Raw genomic sequence first — 19,168 nt, 5'->3', positions numbered from 1 at the left:
CACGGCGTGGCCGAAGCTGCCCGTGCCGCCGGTGATGAGTAGGGTTTCTCCTTCAAACATGGCTGTCACTCCTTCTATTAAGAACATTTTTCATCATTTCGATATACTGATTGGTACAAATCTCGCGGGTGTACTTTTCTACGAAAAGCTGCTGGCTGTTTTGACCCATTTCTTTGACTTTCTGCTTATTGGAATCTAATTCTAAAATATATTCTGCCAAAGCTTCTTTTTCGCCTTGTTCAATACTGAATCCTGAACGGGTTCGCCTCAAGTCCTTTGCGATATCGGTCTCTTGATTCATAATGGCGATTATGGGTTTTCCCATAGATAAATAACTATAGGTTTTACTTGGCACACTTAAGCCTTCAACACCCTTTTCAAGGCTAACTAAATAGCAATCTGCAATTTTTAGCAGATCTGTAAAATCAGTTCCGGTTAAAAAGTCGAAAAAGATGGTTTGTGCCAATCCTTTTATTTTCGCCTGCTCTTTAAGGTCATCTTGTTTGGCTCCATGCCCTGCAAAACAAAATAGGATATCCTGATGTGTTTTTAAGTTTTCAACGGCTTCAAAAATGGTCTCCATGTCTTGGCAGATTCCCATGTTACCCGCATAGACGACAATGGTTCGATAATTCTTTCGAAGATTTTTGAATTGATCATTATGTATTTCTTCGGTATCCTTACATTTTTTATACCAGTTTGGGATCACTTCCACTTTGGTATCTGTTAACTCACACTTGTTTGCCAGAAGATAATCTTTCATCTCATGTGACAACGCAACGACTTTTGAAACACAATTGAAAAGGGAATGATTGATATGGTTCATCACTTTTTCAATCATGCTTCCGCTCTGTACACCTCCCAATAACAGCGCGAGTTCTGGGTAGATGTCATAACAAACATAAACGATTTTTGTTTTATAAAGCCTGTTGGCTAAAACGGCGATCACGGGTAAAATAGGCGGATTTGAATACACAATAATACTTCTATATTTTCGAAGTGAAAACAAATGTACACCTACTGAACAGATAAACGAAAAATAATTGACCAATCGACCAACTTTTCCTTTGCGGTTCATCTGAAGGTATTGAATTCTTTTAATTGAAATTCCATTGATGATTTCTTTTTTAGGTATTTTTTGCTGCTCACTGTATTCTTTTGGATAGCCGCAAAGAACGTCTAAAGAAAAACCTCTTTTAACAAGATCAACGGACATTTCATAGGGTAATGTCGCAGAAGAAACATATTCGGGATAGTAAAACTGACATAATACAAGGATGTCTTTTTGTTTTTTCATTTCATTTTTCGGTAAGTTCAATGGATTTTTTGAAACTTACCACGTTATAATCCTTTTTATAATGTGATAAATTTTGATCATATACCAAGTTTCCAAAAACCTTCTGGAAAACAACTATGCGCTTGATTAATTGGTTGACCAAGGGATTGAAAAAGCTCGTCAAATGAATTTTTTTATGATGGACTTCTGCAATGCTCGTTACCAACTCAGCGCTGTTGACATATGCTTTGTTCTGTGGAAAAAAAATTCCCTGTTCCTGATCATCGATTAATAATCTTATAAACTCACAAAGATTATCAATGTGGATCATGCTTCTCTGATTTTTTATTTTTGGAAAAACAGGTGTTTTCAAAGCGAGTCGGGATAATCGTGTGTAATTTCCTTTGCAACCTTTGCCGTAAACTAATGGCGGCCTCAAGATTGCGACTTTAAAATCATCGTTTTCTGCTTCAACTAAAGCTTTCTCTGCTTTTAACTTATTTTGTCCATACAGTGTTTTGGGACACAGAGGTGTATCTTTATCAATGATTCCGGAATCGAGACCATATACACTCATGGTGCTCATGAAAACAAGTTGCTTAATCCCTTCATTTTTTGCTTTTTTAGCAATTTCTACCGGAAGTTTACTATTTACTTTTTCATATAAAGAGGCCGCCTCTTTTTTTTCTTTTTTATGAACTATAGCTGCAACGTGTAAAATCACATCAAAGGGACTGAAATCCATCGCTTCCCATGCATTATCGAGAGTATCTACAGTTGTCACGTGATATTCCCCGGGCCACTGGCTTGCGCATTTTTCAAAGGAGGTGCCAATGTAGCTGTCTTTGCCGGTGATCAGAATGTGTTTCATTTCAAGTCCTCCTCTATGCCCATGGCTCCGGTGCCGCCTTCCTGTACGCCTTCGTTTTTTAAGACAGAGGTGATGGTTTTAAAGAACATTTTACAGTCAAAGGGGAAGCTGATGTTTTTTACATACTGTCCATCTAACTTGGCTTTGACTGGTATTTCCAGTTCATCCCGACCACTGATCTGTGCCAGACCGGTGAGCCCTGGCCGCACGTCGTTGGCCTTATACTTATCACGTTCTGCAATCAGGTCTTCCTGATTCCAGAGTGCTGGGCGTGGGCCGATGATACTCATCTCGCCTTTGATGATGTTGAAAATCTGTGGCAGCTCATCCAAACTTGTTTTCCTCAAAAACTTGCCGACCTTTGTGATGTACTGATCGGGGTTTTTAAGCATGTGGGTTGGGGTATCTTTGGGCGTATCAATGGACATGGTCCTGAATTTATAAATATTAAAATGCTGTTTATGGATTCCCACGCGTTTTTGTTTGAAAAGGATCGGTCCTTTGGAGTCGGCTTTAATGGCAATAACAAGGATGCCGTAAACGGGTGAAAGAATGACCAGTCCGACTGTTGACAGTGAAAAATCCAGTATGCGCTTGATATATTTTTGATAGATCATCTTACACTCCTATTTCAAAGCTGTATTCTGGTTCTTCTTCCTCTGTGATTTCTTCTGCTTTTTCTTCTTTCATGATCGTTCCTCTTTCGGAACGCTGAGAGCAGCGTTCCCTACACTTCATTTCCTCTTATTAATTACATTCAATTATTTAAAACTCGTAGCACGCACGATCAAAAATGATCCTTTAATCTTTACTTTCGTCGCATTGTGTTTATCTTTTCTATAATACATAGAAGAAACCAAACACAATGCGACGCGAAATAAAAACAGGCGGTGCTAAGCCTGTACTTTTGGCCTTGTAGACGAAAAGCACACCTGTAAATTTCTTTACAGGATTTAAAGATTAAATTTATAATCTATTTTTCTATTTTTTATTCTTTTTTATCAGGCAGCGCCCGCATAAAACCGCTCATAAAACCCTTTCCCCAGATTCCTTGCGCTGTTCAGCGCTGTGCTTCCCCGGTGGCCTTCTTTACAAACGAAATTCTTGCCGCCATAGAAGTTGGGGCTGGGGTTCTGGTACTCGGTGTTGTGCCTGGCGATGGGTGCGCCGCAGTGGCAGCACCGGGTACTGGCGTAGTAGGGCTTGCTGGTCATGGCGACCAGGCCTTTCTGCCAGGCTTTGTACTGGACGTAGCGGGCGATGCGCCTTCCGATAAAGTCGTAGGGTGTTTTGCCCAGGTAGGGCTTTTTCGCCTGATTAAAGCTTTCTTTGAGCTCGGGCAGGACGATGAGTTTGGTGCCTTGTTTGAGAGCGTAGTCAACGATCTTTCGGCTCACTTCATGGGCGTAGTGGTCGGTGATGCGGGTGATTTTTTCGTAGTATTTGGCGTTTGGTCGATGCTCTTGCAAAGCGCTACCCGCTTCGGCTTGTCCATAAGACGACAAGCCTCGGGGGCAGACCCCGAGGGCGTCGTTCCCTACAGGTTGCGTTATAAGCCTGGGAGCCTTGTTCCCAGCAGTGTTTCGTTTGGTATACCCTATCAGCTGCTTCCTACGGTGGGCCAGTGCTTTTCCGCCCTTGATGAAATATGGGGCGGTGGCGCGACCGTCAGCTTGGATGGTGGTACAAACGGCGAGGGTGTCGGAGCCGGTCAAGGCGACGGCGACAAAGCTTTCGTTTTGTTTTACGCGCTCTTTGGCGGTTCGGCTGTCTTTCACGACCTCTTTAACGGGGATGTGGAGCATGACTTTTTTCTTTTTGATGACAATGGTCGGGCTCATGCACTCGGCGTTTTCTGGAAATGGTCTGCCGGTATACCGGTGCTTGACCCAGGACCAGGCTTTGCCGGTGTAGAGCTTGAGCAGGATTTGGCCGTCGGCGAAATCCTTATACATTCCCTTGTAATACAGCATTGACATGTGAAGATTCTTTGGGCGGCTTGGGCGGCCCTTTTTCGCCGACTCAGGTGGAAGGTTGAAAGTGGAAAGTGGAAGGTTATGGTGCAAATCGGCTTGGCCGATTTGGTTTGAATCAGAATCGCTTTGCGATTCTGATCTTTCATTTTCCATTTTCAATTTTCCATTTTCCATTGATGTTTCCCAGTCCCTGAGCTTGCTTGTGTAGCTTCTATACATGCTGATGGCCGCGTTGATGGCGGCGCGCCGGAAGTACAGGGGGATTCTCTCAAAGGGCAGGGGCGTTTCGGGCTGTGTGCCGTCCCGCTGTTTTATGGTCTGCAGCTCTAAATGGCGCAGTAAATTCTGGTTGGTGAGGCTGAGGGCTTCGGGCTGGCGCTCGAGCAGCTCGTAGTAGAATGCCAGGACAGCGTCAAAGAGGGACTGGGTCTTTTTAAACCAGTCTAAATGCTTGTAATTCAGCTGTATTTTGTAGGTTGTGATGGCGTATCCGGCACTCATAACTGACCTCACTTTTATTCGTGGACTGTTGGTAGTCTGCGAGTACAATACTAGAAAGATCGCAAGCGTGTACGTTATAAAGAATCATGACCAGATCATTGACCAAATTGTAAAAATAACTTTTGTAAATTAAAATTCGTGTATTGCAGATTTTACCTTATTATATATAGAAGAAAACTGACCAGATTTTGACCAGTCTTTAAAAAAGTAAAAAACAAAGAAAATCAGGATTTATCGTTAGAATAAAAACATAAAAGTGATTTTGAAGAAAATTATTTAAAAAATTCAAAAAAGAGGTGCATTTTTCATGAGGGAATGTTATAATAAATCACGCAGTTGAAAAACAAATCATTTTCTTAAACGAAAAATCAAAAAAAGTTCGCAGACTACCAACAGTCTGCGAACTTTTTCTACTTAAAAGCAACGTAAAAAACGGACCCTCCCGAGTCCGTTTTTTCTCTTTTTTATTCGTTTTTCTAATAAAATTAAAGCTCTAATTCATTCAAAATGCTGCGCAGCTCTACCAGCTCATCGATGGTCAGGGTTACGCCCTTGCGCATTTTTTCATGGTTTGCGTCCCATTCACGAATATCGTATTTGGGTTCGCGGTCGTTCCAGCTGACCAGGTTCAATTCCTTCTGCCAGCCGTTTGCTCCTTCGGATAATACTCCAACTTCTTCTACTACTTTAAACGAAAATGCCATACTTCCTCTTCTTCCTTTTAATTATTTATCTTATCCCGCTTATGCGAGCATTTTATCAAAGTCGCCCTGATTATCAAGCTCGGCCAACTCAGTATAACCACCGATAAACTTTTCATCGACAAAAATAAAGGGAACCGTATGCTGCCCAGTCTTTTCGGCCAGTACCTGTTTCATCTCATTATTGCCATAAATGTCAACATCCTTGTAAGTCAGGCCCTTTTGGTCTAACAAACGCTTTGCGTTATTGCAAAATGGGCAGTGGGGCCAGGTATATAATCTAATTTCTTTCATCATCAAACTTCCTTCCGTTTCTTATGTTTATATCCTGATTGGCTATTTTTATTCAAGCTTTGCTAATATCGGTCCTTTTCTTTACCATTTTACCTTATTCTGGCAGAGTGTCAAGAATTAAAAATAAAAAACAATGGCCTTTCAGCTTTTTTTAATGTATTATATTGTTTAGTAAACAAGACAAAGGAGCTTTTTTTATGAATGAAGTAACTACCATTGACCATCCTCTGGTCACCCATAAGCTAACCTTACTGCGTATGAAGGATACACCGTCTAAGGATTTCAGAGAGCTGGTAAAGGAGCTGGCTACGCTCATGGCTTATGAGGTTACCAGAAGCTTTCCTCTCAAGGATATTGAAATTCAAACGCCGATCTGCAAGACCACCAAGCAGGTGCTGGCAGACAAGGATGTGGTCATCGTGCCGATTCTGCGCGCGGGCCTGGGCATGGTTGAGGGCTTTACCCATGTTATCCCCAATGCCAAGATTGGCCATATCGGCTTGTTCCGCGACCCCGAAACGCTGGAGGCAGTGGAATACTACCGCAAGCTGCCCACAGACATCGCGGAGCGCGAGGCCATTATCACAGACCCCATGCTGGCTACTGGCGTCTCCTCTGTCCACACCATTGACATCCTGAAGGACGCGGGTTGCAAAAATATTAAGTTGGTTGTTATTTTAGCTTCTCCGGAGGGTATAAAGGCTGTACAAGCAAAACACCCCGAGGTACCTATTTATTGTGCTTGTATCGACGAAGGGCTGAACGATCACTCCTATATTGTTCCAGGCCTTGGCGATGCGGGAGACCGCCTCTTCGGGACTAAATAGGACAGGAGGTCTGTTACCATGACAACAGACACAATCAAAAAACGTTATGGACTGTTTACAGCCATTGCCATGATTATCGGAATCGTCATCGGTTCCGGTATTTTTTTTAAAAGCGATAATATTTTAATTGCCACTGGCGGCAATGTCGTTCTGGGTGTAATTATTTTCTGCTTCGCGGCGGTCAGCATTATTTTTGGGAGCCTGACAGTCGCGGAGCTGGCATCCCGGACCGACGAGCCCGGCGGGGTACTCACCTATGCCCGGGTTTTTATAAACCCCATGGCGGGCTCGGCCTACGGCTGGTTTCAAACCTTTGTCTATCTGCCCACCATCACTGTGGTGCTGTCCTGGGTTTCGGGCATTTACTTTTGCATTTTTATGGGCATCAATGCCTCTCTGGAGGTCCAGTGTCTCGTAGGCTTTGGTCTGCTGACGGGCCTATACCTTATGAATATGCTCTCGGCCAGGCTGGCCGGGCTTTTTCAGAACGCTGCGACGGTTATCAAGCTGATTCCCCTGCTGATCATCGCGGTGGCGGGCCTGCTCCACGGCAATACGCAAACCGCCGCAGTCGCTATGCCTGCCCCAGCAACGGGAATGCTTCACGCTTCCTGGATTATGGCCATCCCATCAGTGGCTTTCTCCTTTGACGGATGGATCATCTCCACCTCGGTGGCCCATGAGATCAAAAACAGCCGGCGGAACCTGCCCATCGCGCTGGTTATCAGCCCTCTGTTCATCCTGCTCATGTACATCCTCTACTTTGTAGGGGTCACCAACCTGCTGGGCGCGCCGGCCATTATGCAGCTGGGCGACGCGCATCTGGACAAGGCGGCCGCTATGGTCTTTGGCCCCTTTGGCGCTAAGCTGATCGGCTTCTTTGTTTTAATCTCTGTGCTGGGCGGCCTAAACGGACTGGTGATGGGCATTTCTCAGATGCCCTATTCTCTGGCGCTTCAGAAAATGATTCCGGGCGCGGACAGGCTGAAAGTACTGACGCCAAAGTCGGATTTCCCCCTCAACTCGACGATCGCCTCTTACCTGATTGTCGCCTGCTGGTTTGTGATCCATTATTTTACACAGCGCTTTGGGCTGCTGGCCAACTCGGATGTGTCAGAAATCGCCATTGTGGTCTCTTACCTGCTCTACCTTCCTCTGTACTACCAGGTGTTTAAACTGGGCCAGAAACGGCAGATTGGGGCTTTCCGGGGCATTCTGTGCCCGGTGCTGGCCGCGGCAGGTTCCTTGATTATCTTCTCAGGCGGTCTGCAGAGCCCACTGTTTATTTTGTATATTGCCATCTGCCTTGTTTTTCTGGCCGGTGGCATGGTTTATTACCAAAAAGTGACAAAAGCGCAGGTCTGATGCCTGCGCTTTTTCTTATTCTTCTTTTGAATCGTCTTTTTCAGTTGTTTCTTCTTCCTCGATTATTTCCGCGTCGGAAACGGCTGCTTCATCTGTATCTTCAGCAGCTTCTTCGGTTTCTTCCTTTGCTTCTTCCTTTGCTTTCATTTCTTCTTCCCTGGCTTCAAGCTCTGCGATCTTTTCTTCTTTTTCCAAAATTTTGCGGCACAGCACATCGGAAGGGTTGTCGCTGTCTTCTGTCAGGTTATCCTTACGGGCCTCGTACACGGTTCTTCCCAGCTCAGCCAGAAGCGCCTCCATCTCATGCTTTTCAGAAACGATGGTGGTTTTTACCTTGGCTGTTTCTGCCAGGTCACCGAGCATGTCCGCAGTCGCGGCGGCTACATCGTTCAGGGTTTTTCCCAAATCATCAAAAATTGTCATTCTTTTTCTCCTTTTATGTTAGTTTTAAAAAATCAGGGGTATATATCTTTCTGGCAGGGAAACCACACCGGTCTCCTTTTATATAAATTAATTTTTTACTCCTCTCAAATCCCCGGTCAGCGCCAAAGTGACCGGGGGTCTCCTTTTTTTGATGATTCTATTTTAGCATGAAAGCTTTAAAGAAAGATTTATCTTTTCCATGAAATCAAATTTTACTGATCATCTTTTTTATAAGCATCCAGATCTCCCTGGCTGTAGTCATCATATACATTCAGATGTCTCATTGTGCGATAATAAGAAACCATCATAAGCACCATTAAAAGCGCAATGGGCAGACCGCATACAATGGAGGCTGTCTGCAGGGCTTCTGTCCCTCCCGTGCCCAGTAAAACCGCGGCGGTTACCGCCATGATGCTCCCCCAGAAAATACTGATGCCGCGGGGTGGAGAGGCCTCCCCGGTCGCGTCTTTAAACTGGCGCATCGACATGGCCGATATCGACATGGTCATGGACTCAGCCAAAGTGATAAAGGACAGGATTACAATGACAAGGGCTACCACATTCATGACAGCGTTCCACGGCAGCTGCTTAAAGAAAGCGTACAGAGCCATATCCGACCCTGTCTGCTCAATGAGCTCACCGATATTGGCGCCATAAAATTTTTCAAGAATGATGCTGCTGCCGCCAAAAATACCAAACCAGGCAAAGGAGAACACCACTGGCGCAATGAGGTTAACGATCACAAATTCACGTATGGTCCGCCCGTAGGCCAGCTTGACTAAAAACAAACCGATCAAAGGTGCAAAAACCATCCACCAGGTATTAAAGAACACATTATTGGCCCCAATCCACCCTGTTTTCTCGATGGGGTCAAGAAACAGGGATAGATTAACAAAATCATTAAAATACTGGCCGATGGCTGTGATGGTTAATTCCGTTACCCCCACGGGGTCTACAGCAATAAAGGCAAAAATCAGGACAAAAAAGTAAAGCAGTGTGTTTAGATTGCTGATATAGGTAATGCCCTTATGCAGCCCGGAGATACTGGATAAGGTGTAAAAAACAGTGATCACAGCAATGATAATAATCCAGCTGTACAAGTTGCTTGTAAATCCCATAATAATATCCAATCCCCGGGCGATCTGAAGCGTGGCAAAGCCGAGAGAGGTCGCAATTCCTCCAATAATCGCAAAAATAACCAGCGCGTCAACGGCGTTTCCGACTCTGCCATATATTTTATCTCCCGCAAGAGGATACAACGCTGTACATACCCGGTAATCTTTCTTGCCATTATAAATTAAGAAGACAAGGCTCAGCCCCGCGGCTGTATATATTGAGTAGGGATGAATGCACCAGTGCAGAAAGGTATATTTTAAGGAGCCGAAAACAGCCTCGCTGGATAAGGGCACGGCGCCCAGGAACGGCGGTGGATTGTATATAAACTGGATCGGCTCATAGACGCCGTAGTAATTAATTCCCACTGCGATTCCCGAGGTCAGCGCGACTGCAAACCAGACAAATTTATTCATTTTTGGCGCTGCATCCGGGCCGCCCAGCCGTATTTTTCCATATTTACTAAAACCAGCCCACAGGCAAAATATAATGGCCGAAAAAGCTACAATGGTGATAAACCATGTGAAATTTTTGAGCACAAATGAAAGTGCGGCATTGGCGGCCTTCGAAAAAGCTTCTGGTGCAACGCAGGCAAAGGCCACGAAAAAAATAAGCGCGGCTCCGGAAATCAGCAGCACATGCCAGTTGACCATCTTTAACAGCTTATTATTTTTATCCATAATGATTTTTCTCCTGTTCGGTAAAAAAGCAGAGACATCCTCTGCCTCTGCTTTATAAATTTATATACCTGTCTTATAACATTCAGGAATATATGGCTCAATGACAGACAAACGCTCCTTTGAAATCTGCGGCGGCTGGTAGCTCTCCAGCCGTTTTTTGACAGCAGGCTTCATGGTGTCCCTTAAAGATCTGGACCCGCTGTTTTGCCATTGGTTTGGGTCTTCCTTATTCATGTATTTTGACTGGTAGAATTCTTCCCGGTACATTTTGGGCGTTCGCCCTTTTAAGAATGTTCCTCTGGCGCCCGTCGCCTTAATTTCCTCAAAGCAGAAACGTTCTTCCGAGCAGTTTACCCCTTTTAACAAATGCTCGACCATCTGTATGATTTCCTCATCCATCAAAAACTTTTCAAAATTTATGACATTAAAGGTTCCCAGGGTTCCGCAGGCATGCTCGATAAAGTTGGAGCCGCAATCTAGGCTCGCGTAGAGCATCATCATGCTCTCAATACCTGACTGGGCGTCAAAATCCTTGGCATCGCTGAGGCCGCCGCCGGTTCTGAAGGGCAGATGATAATAGTCTGCCAGCCCCGCTGTTACATAACAGACAAGCGCAGTCTCGGGCGATCCAATGCTCAGCTGAATGGTGTGCATGTTGGTGGAAGCCGAGGTGTTCCCATAGATCACCGGTATGCCGGGCCGCAGAAGCTGGGCCAGCACAATGCCCGCCAGTTGTTCGGCGTTTGTCATGGCCATCATCGAGGCCACAGACGGCGGCGCTGTCATCAGGGGCATGGCGCAGGGCACGATCCACAGCGGCTGGTTTGCCTCGCAGGTTGCAAACAGCTTTTCAATGGGCGCATTGTCAAAGGTGAGGGGCGACAAAGAATTGAGCATTGGCAAAATATGATATTTATTGTTTCCCTCAAAGCGGTTAACGATTTCGATTGTTTCTTTAAACAATGTCCTCAAATAGCTTTCTTTTCCAGATGCCAGCGTATTAGGATAAAGAGTTACGGTTGGTTTATTGGCATATTTCATTTGCAGCGCCATGTTTGCAAAAACCTTTTGCTCCGGCGTGAAATTTTTGGTTTCTGCCAGCAGGTTAATGTGCGAGCCTGTGATGACAGGACTGGTATCTGCCAGCTTAAACTGGTCAAGAATATCCTGATTGTCCATTTTTCTTATTTCTTTTCCTGTCTGAATGTAAATATTACTTCCGAGCGGTCTGAAAACCGTGTGATCCCCTCCGATTACCAGATCACCCTTAAAAGAGGAGAGAATAAACTGAGAAGGAATTATTTTCAGAGCTTCCGTCAGTGTTTTTTCATCAATAAACACCGTATCGTTTTCTACCCGGACTCCGTGTTTTTTAAAAACCTCCAAGGCCTCCTGATTTTCAAATTTTACGCCAACCTCATCGAGGATACGCAGCGTCTGCTCGTGAATTTTCTCGACCGCCTGCTTTGAAATATACTTTTCATAAGATTTCATTGCTGTTCCCTTACATTCCACTTTAGATCATTTCCTTATAGGCATCGGGCAGATAAGGCTGAAGCAGATCATTCTGCTCTTTTGTGATTTCTGGCGGAGTGTAGGAGGCCAGGCGTTTTTCGACATCCTGCTGTGCGATATCAACCACACTGACGCTTCCCTTGTTCTGCCACTGATTTGGGTCATCCTTATTAAAATATTTGGCAAGATAGACCTCTTCGCGGTACATTTTAGGTGTGCGTCCTGTCAGGAAAGCACCTCTTGGCCCAACCTTTTTAAGAGTATCCATACAGAATTTTTCGTCACTGCAGTCAATTCCCGCAAACAGCCGCTGATTCATTCTCTGGATTTCTTCGTCGATCAGGAACTTGCGAAAATCGGTTACGTTAAATGATCCCATACAGCCACAGGCGTGCAGAACAATATCGGCGTTGACGTCCTGCGTGGCCGTAATCATCATCATCGATTCGGCCCCGGCCTGAATATCGGCGTCTTTCGCATCACTGAGTGAGCCGCCGGTTCTGAATGGCATCCCATAGTAGTCTGCCAGGCCGGCTGTCGCATAAACGACCAATGCGCATTCCGGCGCCCCGATTGAAAGCTGAACTGTCCGCATATCTGTAGCGCCCGAGGTATTGCCGTAGACTACCGGTACATCTGGATTCAGCAGTTTTGCCAGCACATAGCCGCCCAGTACCTCGGCGTTAGTCATAGCCACCATCGAAGCAATGGAGGGAGGCGCTGTCATAAGCGGCATGGCGCAGGGTGCGAACATAATGCCCTGGTTTGCTTCGCAGAGAACAAATACTCTGTCTAACGGGTCGTGGTCCATGGTAAGAGGCGACAGGGTATTTAAAATATAAACATTGTGCACCGCGTCATTTCCCTCAAAATCATTCAAAAGCTGAACGCTCTTTTCAAAAGCTTTTTTAATCTCTTTTTTATCCGACAGCGCAAAGGTATTGGCGGTTGTCAGGAAAAGCGGTTTATGCCCGTACTTTAAAATCAACGCAATATTGCTGAATATTTTCTGGTCTACAGTAAACCCCTTTGAATAGTCCTGAAAATAATTGATGGTCCCAAAATCAAGCATATCGCTGGTATCCTCAAGTTTAAATTGGTTTAATGTATCCTCATTGCTCATTTTCCGGATCACTCCGTCTGGATAGTGGCAGTACACATTGCCGCCGATCGCGCCATTATACTGTTTGCCGCTGCCAATTTCCAGATCGCCTTTGCAGGATTTTACGGTAAAGCTCCGCTGCGCATATTTGAGGGTCTCTGTCACCATTTTTTCATCAATAAAAACAGTCTGCCCCTCCACACGGGCACCGTGTTTTTTAAAAACCTCCAGAGCTCCCTCATGCTCGAAGCGCATACCGATTTCTGATAAAATCTTCAGTGAATACTCATGGATTTTTTCAATTTCTTGTTTGGATATAAAACGTTCATAGCTTTTCATTTTTATTTCTCCCATCTGGATAACTATCCGGATATTTTATATTTTCTCATTTTATTTTGCAGGTTTTGTCTTGAAATATTTAAGAGCTTTGCCGCCTGCGTAACGTTATGGTTTTTCTGCCTTAACGCTTTTATAATCGTTTCTTTTTCAAAATTATCAACCATCTCTCTGAGGTTTTTGTTGGTACCTAAGCTCAGAGAATCCATTTGTTTTTCTTCATTTACCTTGTAGCGCTCCAGCAGGTATTCGGGCAGGCATGAGCTTTCCAGCGCATAGCAGTCATTTCCAGCCAAATACAGGCTTTGGGTAATAACATGCCGCAGCTCTCGTATATTCCCCGGCCAGTCATGCCGCAGCAGGATTTTTCGGCTTGTTTTGGACAGGCTGTTGACCTTTTTCCCCAAAAAGGCTGCCACCTCTGAGATATAGTGGTTCGAGAGGGCAATGATATCTTCCTTTCGATTTTTTAACGGCGGCAGCTGAAGGTTAAAAACGCTGAGCCGGTAATAAAGGTCTGAGCGCAGGCGGTTTTCCTTGATGGCCTCCAGGGGATCCTGGTTAATCGCCGCGATTATCCTGACATTTGCGATAATCTCTTTATTCCCGCCAACTCTTCTGAATCTTTTCTCCTCCAGTACTCTCAACAGCTTGGACTGGATACTGATATTCATTGAGTTTAACTCATCCAGAAAAAGGGTTCCGCCTTCAGCTTCTTCAAAAAGGCCCTTTCGTTCTTTTGCTCCGGTAAAGGAGCCGCTTCTCACACCAAACAACGTGCTCTCCAAAAGGTTCTCGGGTATCGCGCTGCAATTAACAGCCACAAAATGATTCTTTTTGTGATCACTGATATTATGAATACTCTGGGCAAATACCTCTTTTCCTGTCCCTGTGGCTCCGGATATCATAATCGGTACATCTGTTGTCCCGGCCAGCTTGGCTTTTTCAATGCACTGCTTCATTTCATTGCTTTCACCTATAATATCCTCAAAGGTATACTGTGTGTTATTATGGAGCTTAACGGCGCTTAACGTGCCGTTGTCATGATTCTTTTTATTGATCGTATCAATTAAATTAAAATACTCTGATATTTCGCGGTAGGTGCCGACGCTCATTTCAATATTTCCACTTTCATCAAAAACAGGAAAAGAATTAAAGAGCACCGTACATTCTTTACCGTTCTGTGTTTTATAGTAAGAGAAGGTATCCTTATAGCAGCGCCCATCCTTTAAAGTGTTCAACAGCAGAGAGCGGTTTTCATCGTTCAGGGTGATGGCCTTATCCGGATCATTTGGTTCATAAATTTCATTTGGGTTTTTGCCGATTGCATCCTCTCTTTTCATCTCCTCGATACGTTCACAGCCTTTTGAATAGGCAATAATTTTTTTGTTTTTATCGACAACCAGCACGCAGAAATCCTCAATTTTTTCAAGACATTCTGTTGGCATTAATTTTTTATCTGTTTTCCCATTTTTCATAAAGCACCTCTTGATTTTTGGTGATGGTATTTTAACCTAAAATACCTGTATGGCAAAACGGCTGCATTTTTAATTAAGAATCACTACTTTATTTATATGTTTTCTCTATATTCAACAGGAATATAAGGCCTGAGCAGATCATCCTGCTCTTTGGTAATTTCAGGGGCCTCATAAGACGCGATGCGACGTTCAACCTCCTCTTTGCAAAGCGCATCAATACTTGGAGCTCCCCTGTTCATCCACTGGTTGGGATCTTCTTTATTCAAAAATTCAGGCAGGTAGAATTCTTCCCGGTACATTTTTGGCGTCCTGCCTTTTAGAAAAGTGCCCCGTGCGCCGGTTTCTTCAATCTCTTTAATGCAAAAACGGCTTTCATCACAGTCTATCCCCCTAATCAGGCGGCTGCACATGGCGGTTATTTCCTCGTCTACGATATACTTTTCAAAGCTGATAACATTGAAGGAGCCCATAATACCGCAGGCGTGTGCAACCAGATCTGCGCCGCAGTCCAGCGTTGCAAAAGTGAGCATTTCGGACTCAATACCTGCCTGAATATCAAAATCCTTTGCGTCGCTCAACGCTCCACCTGTCCTGAAAGGCATGTGGTAAAGATCAGCCAGACCTGCTGTCGCATAACAGATCAGCGCAGACTCGGGCGCGCCAATGCTCAGCTGCAGTGTTCTCAGATTCGTGCCTGCCGAGGTATTGCCATAGACAACCGGCAGCCCTGGCCTGCAAAGCTGTGTCAGGACAATCCCTGCCAGTGTCTCGGCATTTGTCATGGCCATCATCCCAGCGATTGACGGAGGCGCTGTCAGGAGCGCCATCCCACACGGGCTGATCCACAACGGTTGGTTTTCATCGCAATGCGCCAAAATGCGTTCGATCGGGTCATGATCATAGCATAACGGGGACAGTGTGTTGACACCGTAGGAGATTACGTATTTTTCATCGTCTTCCACACCCTCAAATCGTTTGACCAGCCGAATTCCCTCGGCAAAGACTTCCCGCACGCTCTCCTTCTCAGAAAGCGCGAAGGTTCTGGGCATGAGGGCCACAGGCGCTGTGTGGCTGTATTTTAAGGCAATTGCGATGTTCGAAAAAATCTTTTGTTCCTTACTAAAATGCTCTGTTTCCAAGAACCCGTTTACATCGTTGCTGTTGACAATCTTACTGGCCTCGCCTAATTTGAACTGTCTGATAATATCGCTGTTCGTCATCTTTCGGATATGTCCATTTTCGGATAAATAGATGGATCCATCAGCCGGCCGCATGATTCTGGAACCGTGTCCTACCTCGTAGCTTCCTTTTAATGAAAACCGTGTAAAGCTCTCTGGTACTGTTTCTAATGCGTTTTGTACCATTTTTTCGTCTAGGTAGACTGTATCATTCTCAACCGATGCACCGTTTCTTTTAAAAATATCAAGCGCTTCCGGATGCTCAAATTTGATTCCGGTATGTTTTAAGATATGCAGACTTTTTTCATGTATCTTCTCAATTTTTTCCTTCTTAATATACTTTTCATACGCTTTCATCTAACTAGATCCCTTCTCTGTAAATTTGGGGGATAAATGCATCCAATAATTTACATTGGTCTTTGGTTCTCTCAGGCGCCTCATAGGCTTCCAGGCGTTTCTTAACCTCTGCCCTCGCCCTTTCCTTAATGCTGACGCTCCCTTCATTCTGCCACTGGTTTGGATCCTCTTTGTTAAATAAGGCCGCCCTGTAAAATTCTTCACGATACATCTTAGGTGTTCTACCTTTCAGGAACGTCCCTCTTGGCCCAACCTTCCTGATGGCGTCAAAGCATAATTTCTCTTCCGAGCAGTCAATACCACTTCGTTCGCGCTCAAGCATACCGATAATTTCCTCATCCATGATAAATTTTTCAAGGCTCAGCACATTAAAGGTCCCCATTGTCCCGATGGTATGGTAGATTACATCCGGCTGAACATCTATCGTTGCCTTTAGGAGCATCATCGTTTCAGCGCCAGCCTGTCCATCTAAATCTTTGGCGTCCGATAGCGAGCCGCCGGTCCTGAATGGCAGGCCGTAGTAATCTGCCAGCGCGGCGGTTCCGTAAGCAATCAAGGCTGTCTCGGGTGTACCAATCGTCAGCTGCAGTGTTTTTAAATCGGAGGAGCCCGATGTATTGCCATAGACAAAGCCGGTTCCGGGCCGTATCAGCTGGATGAGCACAAGACCAGCCAATATTTCTGCATTGTTCATTGAAAGAATGCCTGCAACAGAAGGTGGGCCGGTCAATACAGGCATTGCACAAGGCGATAAAATCAACGGCTGATTTTCATCACAGGCGGCGAATATCTTTTCGACCGGCGCGCTGTCATAGGTCAAGGGCGACAGCACGTTTAAGCTTCGATAGCATACGTACTGGTCCCTGATCCCTTCAAATTCCTTAATCAGCTGAATGCCCTTCCGCGTCAAATCATAAACAGCCTCAGGGTCCAGCCCTAACGTCATCTCATTGGCGTTTATATGGCTTTTTCCCGAATATTTTAAGTCCATGGCATAAACGCCAAACACCTTTTCTTCCGCCGTAAATTTCTGAGCGTCTGGAAACTGGTTTAGCACAGCAGAGTCGATAACCGGGCTCATGACTCCCATTTTAAATTGATTGATATTGTCCTCGTTTGTCGTCTTACGAATTTTGTCCCCATCCTGAATATAAATATTGGACGCCAGCGCAATCTTCATCATGCTGCCGCCGCCAATTTCCATATCCTTATAGGAGTTGGAATAAATCATGAATTTCCGGGGCGCTGTTTTCAACGCCGTCTCAAGCATTTTTTCATCTATAAAGACGGTATCGCCCTCTACCCTTGCACCGTATTTTTTAAAGACCTCCAGCGCTCGTGTATTTTCAAAATTGATGCCAATCTCAGACAGAATTTTCAATGTGTTTTCATGTACCTTTTCAACTGATTCTTTCGAAATATACTTTTCATAAGCTTTCATAATTCACCTCTTTTCCGTGTCTATACGGCTTCTTCTGCATTTTTTTTATCTGCAATTTTTCCTTCTTTTTGAATCACTGCCAGCTTCGCAATGGTTTCTTTATTCCGTCTGTGAAAAATAATGGAGATAATACATGCAAATATTGCTCCGGCCGCTGCGGCTATAAAGATAAAGCGGTATGCCAGCTCCGGCGGATAGCTATCCAGCCAGTTACCGATAATAATTGGCATAAAGCTGTCCGGCAAAAAGCCAATGGTGGAGATGATCCCAATTACTGTACCGGACATGTACATTGGAATATCTGCCTCCGGCAGGGTTGCAAAATAAATTCCCCTGGCAGCTCCAAGGATAATATAGCCCAGCGCAGTACCAATAAATACCAGAATAACCAGGGATGCCTGCTGCGGGATAATCGCAATAAAAATATTGATAACTGCCAACAGCGCAGTGACGATAATCAACAGCTTCGAAATCCCGGTTTTATTGCTGATATTCCCCGAGATCAAAGCGCCGATAGGCTGCATATAATCCCTGAACATACCCAGAATTGCCCCCAGTGTTATGGACAGGCCAAACATCTGCGTTCCGTACGGCGTCATATAGGGCGTTGTCGTGCAGGAAATAAAAGCGCCAAAAACGATAAAGGACATCAACCATACGTTTGGATTTTTAAGGCAGGTTAACAGAATTTTTCCAATTCCCAAATTTTTGTCCTTGTCCGGTTCGTCCCTTTCAAAGAAAATCCAGATGAGAATTCCAATCAGGATACAGGCCCCGCCAAAGATAAAAATAACAACCTGCATACCAGTGACAATGTTGGAAAACTGGCTGAAAATAAAAATAGCAATGGTTCCAAGAACGGCTGCCAGGATACTTCTGGTCCCTTCAACATCGCCCTGCGCCTTTCCTTCTTCTCCTGGTCTTGCAAAAATTCGAATCGCCTTAATTAAGGCGGACCAGAAGGTTAAGGTTGTCGTAACCCCTAAGATGGCGAAAAGCACGACCGCGACCCGGTAATCCGGGATCGTACCAAACCCTACACACAACAGTCCCGAAGCTACATAGGAAAAAGCCAGCAGCTTTCTCGCCGAAAACTTATCAGCCACCAGTCCCCCTAAAAAATATGTGGCGATTGTCATGGTCGTGTAAGCGCTTGTCATAATCCCGAGTTCCACATTCGTGACGTTAAAAGCCTGGATCAGAGCATCGTAAAAACTGGCTTTCATATAAGGTACATAATAAATAATGCTTGCGCCGCACAGACAAATAAATTGAATTGCTCGTTTGAAATCAAATTTTTTCATTTTTTCCCCCTTGGATCATTCTAAAAATACATATTTACCGCGAGCTCACAGCCTTTTTGACGTATTGTTGCCCTCCTTTCGTATAAAATTGGCTTGAAATTAATATTTGCAAATTTTGTGCCAAAGATATTTTTTGTTTTTTTACGAAAATTTATTAAAAAGCTTTTTTAAATATCTTTTTTTCCTTTAAATATAAAATAAAAACATTTTTACAATTTTTTATTGTTGCTTTTACATAAAAAATTGCGCGCAATTTTTTGTTTAGCTCATTTTAAAACCTTTACAGTCTATGCTCTAATTTCTATAAGCGCAATATTTTTTTGCGCTTTTGGTCTTATTTTGATATTTTTTGTAAATTAATGGTTTTTATCAAATAAAAAAAGACATTCATTCCTGTAGAAACAAGAAAAAATGTCTTTTCCATAAAATC

Annotated in this window: 16 protein-coding genes; 2 read left to right on the top strand and 14 right to left on the bottom strand. The window is 44.4% G+C overall.

The genetic code is table 11. The features are described 5' to 3' along the window. Window positions 1–52: 52 nt before the first annotated feature. The 6 genes from DW091_RS17105 to DW091_RS17080 form a co-directional block, all read right to left on the bottom strand. Window positions 53–1,297, bottom strand: a complete 1,245-nt coding sequence (locus DW091_RS17105) for a glycosyltransferase family 4 protein (RefSeq protein ID WP_118518767.1) — start codon at window positions 1,295–1,297, stop codon at window positions 53–55. Between the two features lies 1 nt (window position 1,298). Then, window positions 1,299–2,147 (bottom strand): NAD-dependent epimerase/dehydratase family protein, encoded by an 849-nt coding sequence (locus DW091_RS17100; protein ID WP_118518766.1) that lies wholly within the window; start codon window positions 2,145–2,147, stop codon window positions 1,299–1,301. Then, window positions 2,144–2,764 (bottom strand): sugar transferase, encoded by a 621-nt coding sequence (locus DW091_RS17095; protein WP_187368480.1) that lies wholly within the window; start codon window positions 2,762–2,764, stop codon window positions 2,144–2,146. The genes DW091_RS17100 and DW091_RS17095 overlap by 4 nt, the downstream gene beginning before the upstream one ends. Before the next feature lie 384 nt (window positions 2,765–3,148). Continuing rightward, window positions 3,149–4,624, bottom strand: a complete 1,476-nt coding sequence (locus DW091_RS17090) for a hypothetical protein (RefSeq protein ID WP_118518765.1) — start codon at window positions 4,622–4,624, stop codon at window positions 3,149–3,151. Window positions 4,625–5,109: 485 nt separating this feature from the next. After that, window positions 5,110–5,328: a PC4/YdbC family ssDNA-binding protein gene (locus DW091_RS17085; RefSeq protein ID WP_013381005.1), complete on the bottom strand. Its 219-nt coding sequence runs from the start codon at window positions 5,326–5,328 to the stop codon at window positions 5,110–5,112. 39 nt (window positions 5,329–5,367) lie between these two features. Beyond that, a complete protein-coding gene (locus DW091_RS17080; protein ID WP_224168834.1) occupies window positions 5,368–5,622 on the bottom strand; it encodes a glutaredoxin domain-containing protein in 255 nt (84 codons plus the stop codon). Window positions 5,623–5,816: 194 nt separating this feature from the next. Here DW091_RS17080 and upp point away from each other — a divergent pair, with 194 nt between their 5' ends. Both upp and DW091_RS17070 read left to right on the top strand, forming a co-directional pair. Continuing rightward, window positions 5,817–6,446, top strand: coding sequence for a uracil phosphoribosyltransferase (upp, locus tag DW091_RS17075; RefSeq protein ID WP_074617093.1), 630 nt, complete (start codon window positions 5,817–5,819; stop codon window positions 6,444–6,446). An 18-nt stretch (window positions 6,447–6,464) separates the two neighbouring features. After that, the gene (locus DW091_RS17070) at window positions 6,465–7,811 is read left to right on the top strand and encodes an APC family permease (protein ID WP_118518764.1); all 1,347 of its coding nucleotides are present in this window, start codon (window positions 6,465–6,467) and stop codon (window positions 7,809–7,811) included. A gap of 15 nt (window positions 7,812–7,826) precedes the next feature. Here the strand turns inward: DW091_RS17070 and DW091_RS17065 are convergent, their stop codons facing one another. From DW091_RS17065 to DW091_RS17030, 8 genes are all read right to left on the bottom strand, one after another. Continuing rightward, window positions 7,827–8,234, bottom strand: coding sequence for a hypothetical protein (locus DW091_RS17065; RefSeq protein WP_118518763.1), 408 nt, complete (start codon window positions 8,232–8,234; stop codon window positions 7,827–7,829). Between the two features lie 212 nt (window positions 8,235–8,446). Next, entirely contained in the window at window positions 8,447–10,027 is a 1,581-nt protein-coding gene (locus DW091_RS17060) for a BCCT family transporter (RefSeq protein ID WP_118518762.1), read from the bottom strand. Between the two features lie 60 nt (window positions 10,028–10,087). Then, window positions 10,088–11,521 (bottom strand): trimethylamine methyltransferase family protein, encoded by a 1,434-nt coding sequence (locus DW091_RS17055; protein ID WP_118518770.1) that lies wholly within the window; start codon window positions 11,519–11,521, stop codon window positions 10,088–10,090. A gap of 22 nt (window positions 11,522–11,543) precedes the next feature. Beyond that, window positions 11,544–12,983: a trimethylamine methyltransferase family protein gene (locus DW091_RS17050; RefSeq protein ID WP_118518761.1), complete on the bottom strand. Its 1,440-nt coding sequence runs from the start codon at window positions 12,981–12,983 to the stop codon at window positions 11,544–11,546. 23 nt (window positions 12,984–13,006) lie between these two features. Then, window positions 13,007–14,458: a sigma 54-interacting transcriptional regulator gene (locus DW091_RS17045; RefSeq protein WP_074617098.1), complete on the bottom strand. Its 1,452-nt coding sequence runs from the start codon at window positions 14,456–14,458 to the stop codon at window positions 13,007–13,009. Window positions 14,459–14,550: 92 nt separating this feature from the next. Next, window positions 14,551–15,993, bottom strand: coding sequence for a trimethylamine methyltransferase family protein (locus DW091_RS17040; RefSeq protein WP_096920809.1), 1,443 nt, complete (start codon window positions 15,991–15,993; stop codon window positions 14,551–14,553). 4 nt (window positions 15,994–15,997) lie between these two features. Continuing rightward, entirely contained in the window at window positions 15,998–17,434 is a 1,437-nt protein-coding gene (locus DW091_RS17035; RefSeq protein WP_118518760.1) for a trimethylamine methyltransferase family protein, read from the bottom strand. 20 nt (window positions 17,435–17,454) lie between these two features. Further along, complete coding sequence (locus tag DW091_RS17030; RefSeq protein WP_118518759.1) at window positions 17,455–18,738, bottom strand: MFS transporter; 1,284 nt, start codon at window positions 18,736–18,738, stop codon at window positions 17,455–17,457. Window positions 18,739–19,168: the final 430 nt, after the last annotated feature.

This window comes from Eubacterium sp. AM05-23 (assembly GCF_003477535.1).
GTDB classification, from domain to species: Bacteria; Bacillota; Clostridia; order Eubacteriales; family Eubacteriaceae; genus Eubacterium; species Eubacterium maltosivorans.
The sequence above is the reverse complement of the archived record's forward strand: the minus strand, read 5'-3'. Positions and strand labels throughout refer to the sequence as shown.

Bases quoted from the DNA above. Each gene is read 5' to 3' on its own strand.
- DW091_RS17035 (WP_118518760.1), bottom strand. From the start codon at position 17,434: ATGAAAGCTTATGAAAAGTATATTTCGAAAGAATCAGTTGAAAAGGTA.
- DW091_RS17045 (WP_074617098.1), bottom strand. From the start codon at position 14,458: ATGAAAAATGGGAAAACAGATAAAAAATTAATGCCAACAGAATGTCTT.
- DW091_RS17060 (WP_118518762.1), bottom strand. From the start codon at position 10,027: ATGGATAAAAATAATAAGCTGTTAAAGATGGTCAACTGGCATGTGCTG.
- DW091_RS17090 (WP_118518765.1), bottom strand. From the start codon at position 4,624: ATGAGTGCCGGATACGCCATCACAACCTACAAAATACAGCTGAATTAC.
- DW091_RS17085 (WP_013381005.1), bottom strand. From the start codon at position 5,328: ATGGCATTTTCGTTTAAAGTAGTAGAAGAAGTTGGAGTATTATCCGAA.
- DW091_RS17030 (WP_118518759.1), bottom strand. From the start codon at position 18,738: ATGAAAAAATTTGATTTCAAACGAGCAATTCAATTTATTTGTCTGTGC.
- DW091_RS17105 (WP_118518767.1), bottom strand. From the start codon at position 1,297: ATGAAAAAACAAAAAGACATCCTTGTATTATGTCAGTTTTACTATCCC.
- DW091_RS17065 (WP_118518763.1), bottom strand. From the start codon at position 8,234: ATGACAATTTTTGATGATTTGGGAAAAACCCTGAACGATGTAGCCGCC.
- DW091_RS17070 (WP_118518764.1), top strand. From the start codon at position 6,465: ATGACAACAGACACAATCAAAAAACGTTATGGACTGTTTACAGCCATT.
- DW091_RS17050 (WP_118518761.1), bottom strand. From the start codon at position 12,983: ATGAAAAGCTATGAACGTTTTATATCCAAACAAGAAATTGAAAAAATC.
- DW091_RS17040 (WP_096920809.1), bottom strand. From the start codon at position 15,993: ATGAAAGCGTATGAAAAGTATATTAAGAAGGAAAAAATTGAGAAGATA.
- DW091_RS17080 (WP_224168834.1), bottom strand. From the start codon at position 5,622: ATGATGAAAGAAATTAGATTATATACCTGGCCCCACTGCCCATTTTGC.
- DW091_RS17095 (WP_187368480.1), bottom strand. From the start codon at position 2,764: ATGATCTATCAAAAATATATCAAGCGCATACTGGATTTTTCACTGTCA.
- DW091_RS17055 (WP_118518770.1), bottom strand. From the start codon at position 11,521: ATGAAATCTTATGAAAAGTATATTTCAAAGCAGGCGGTCGAGAAAATT.
- DW091_RS17100 (WP_118518766.1), bottom strand. From the start codon at position 2,147: ATGAAACACATTCTGATCACCGGCAAAGACAGCTACATTGGCACCTCC.
- upp (WP_074617093.1), top strand. From the start codon at position 5,817: ATGAATGAAGTAACTACCATTGACCATCCTCTGGTCACCCATAAGCTA.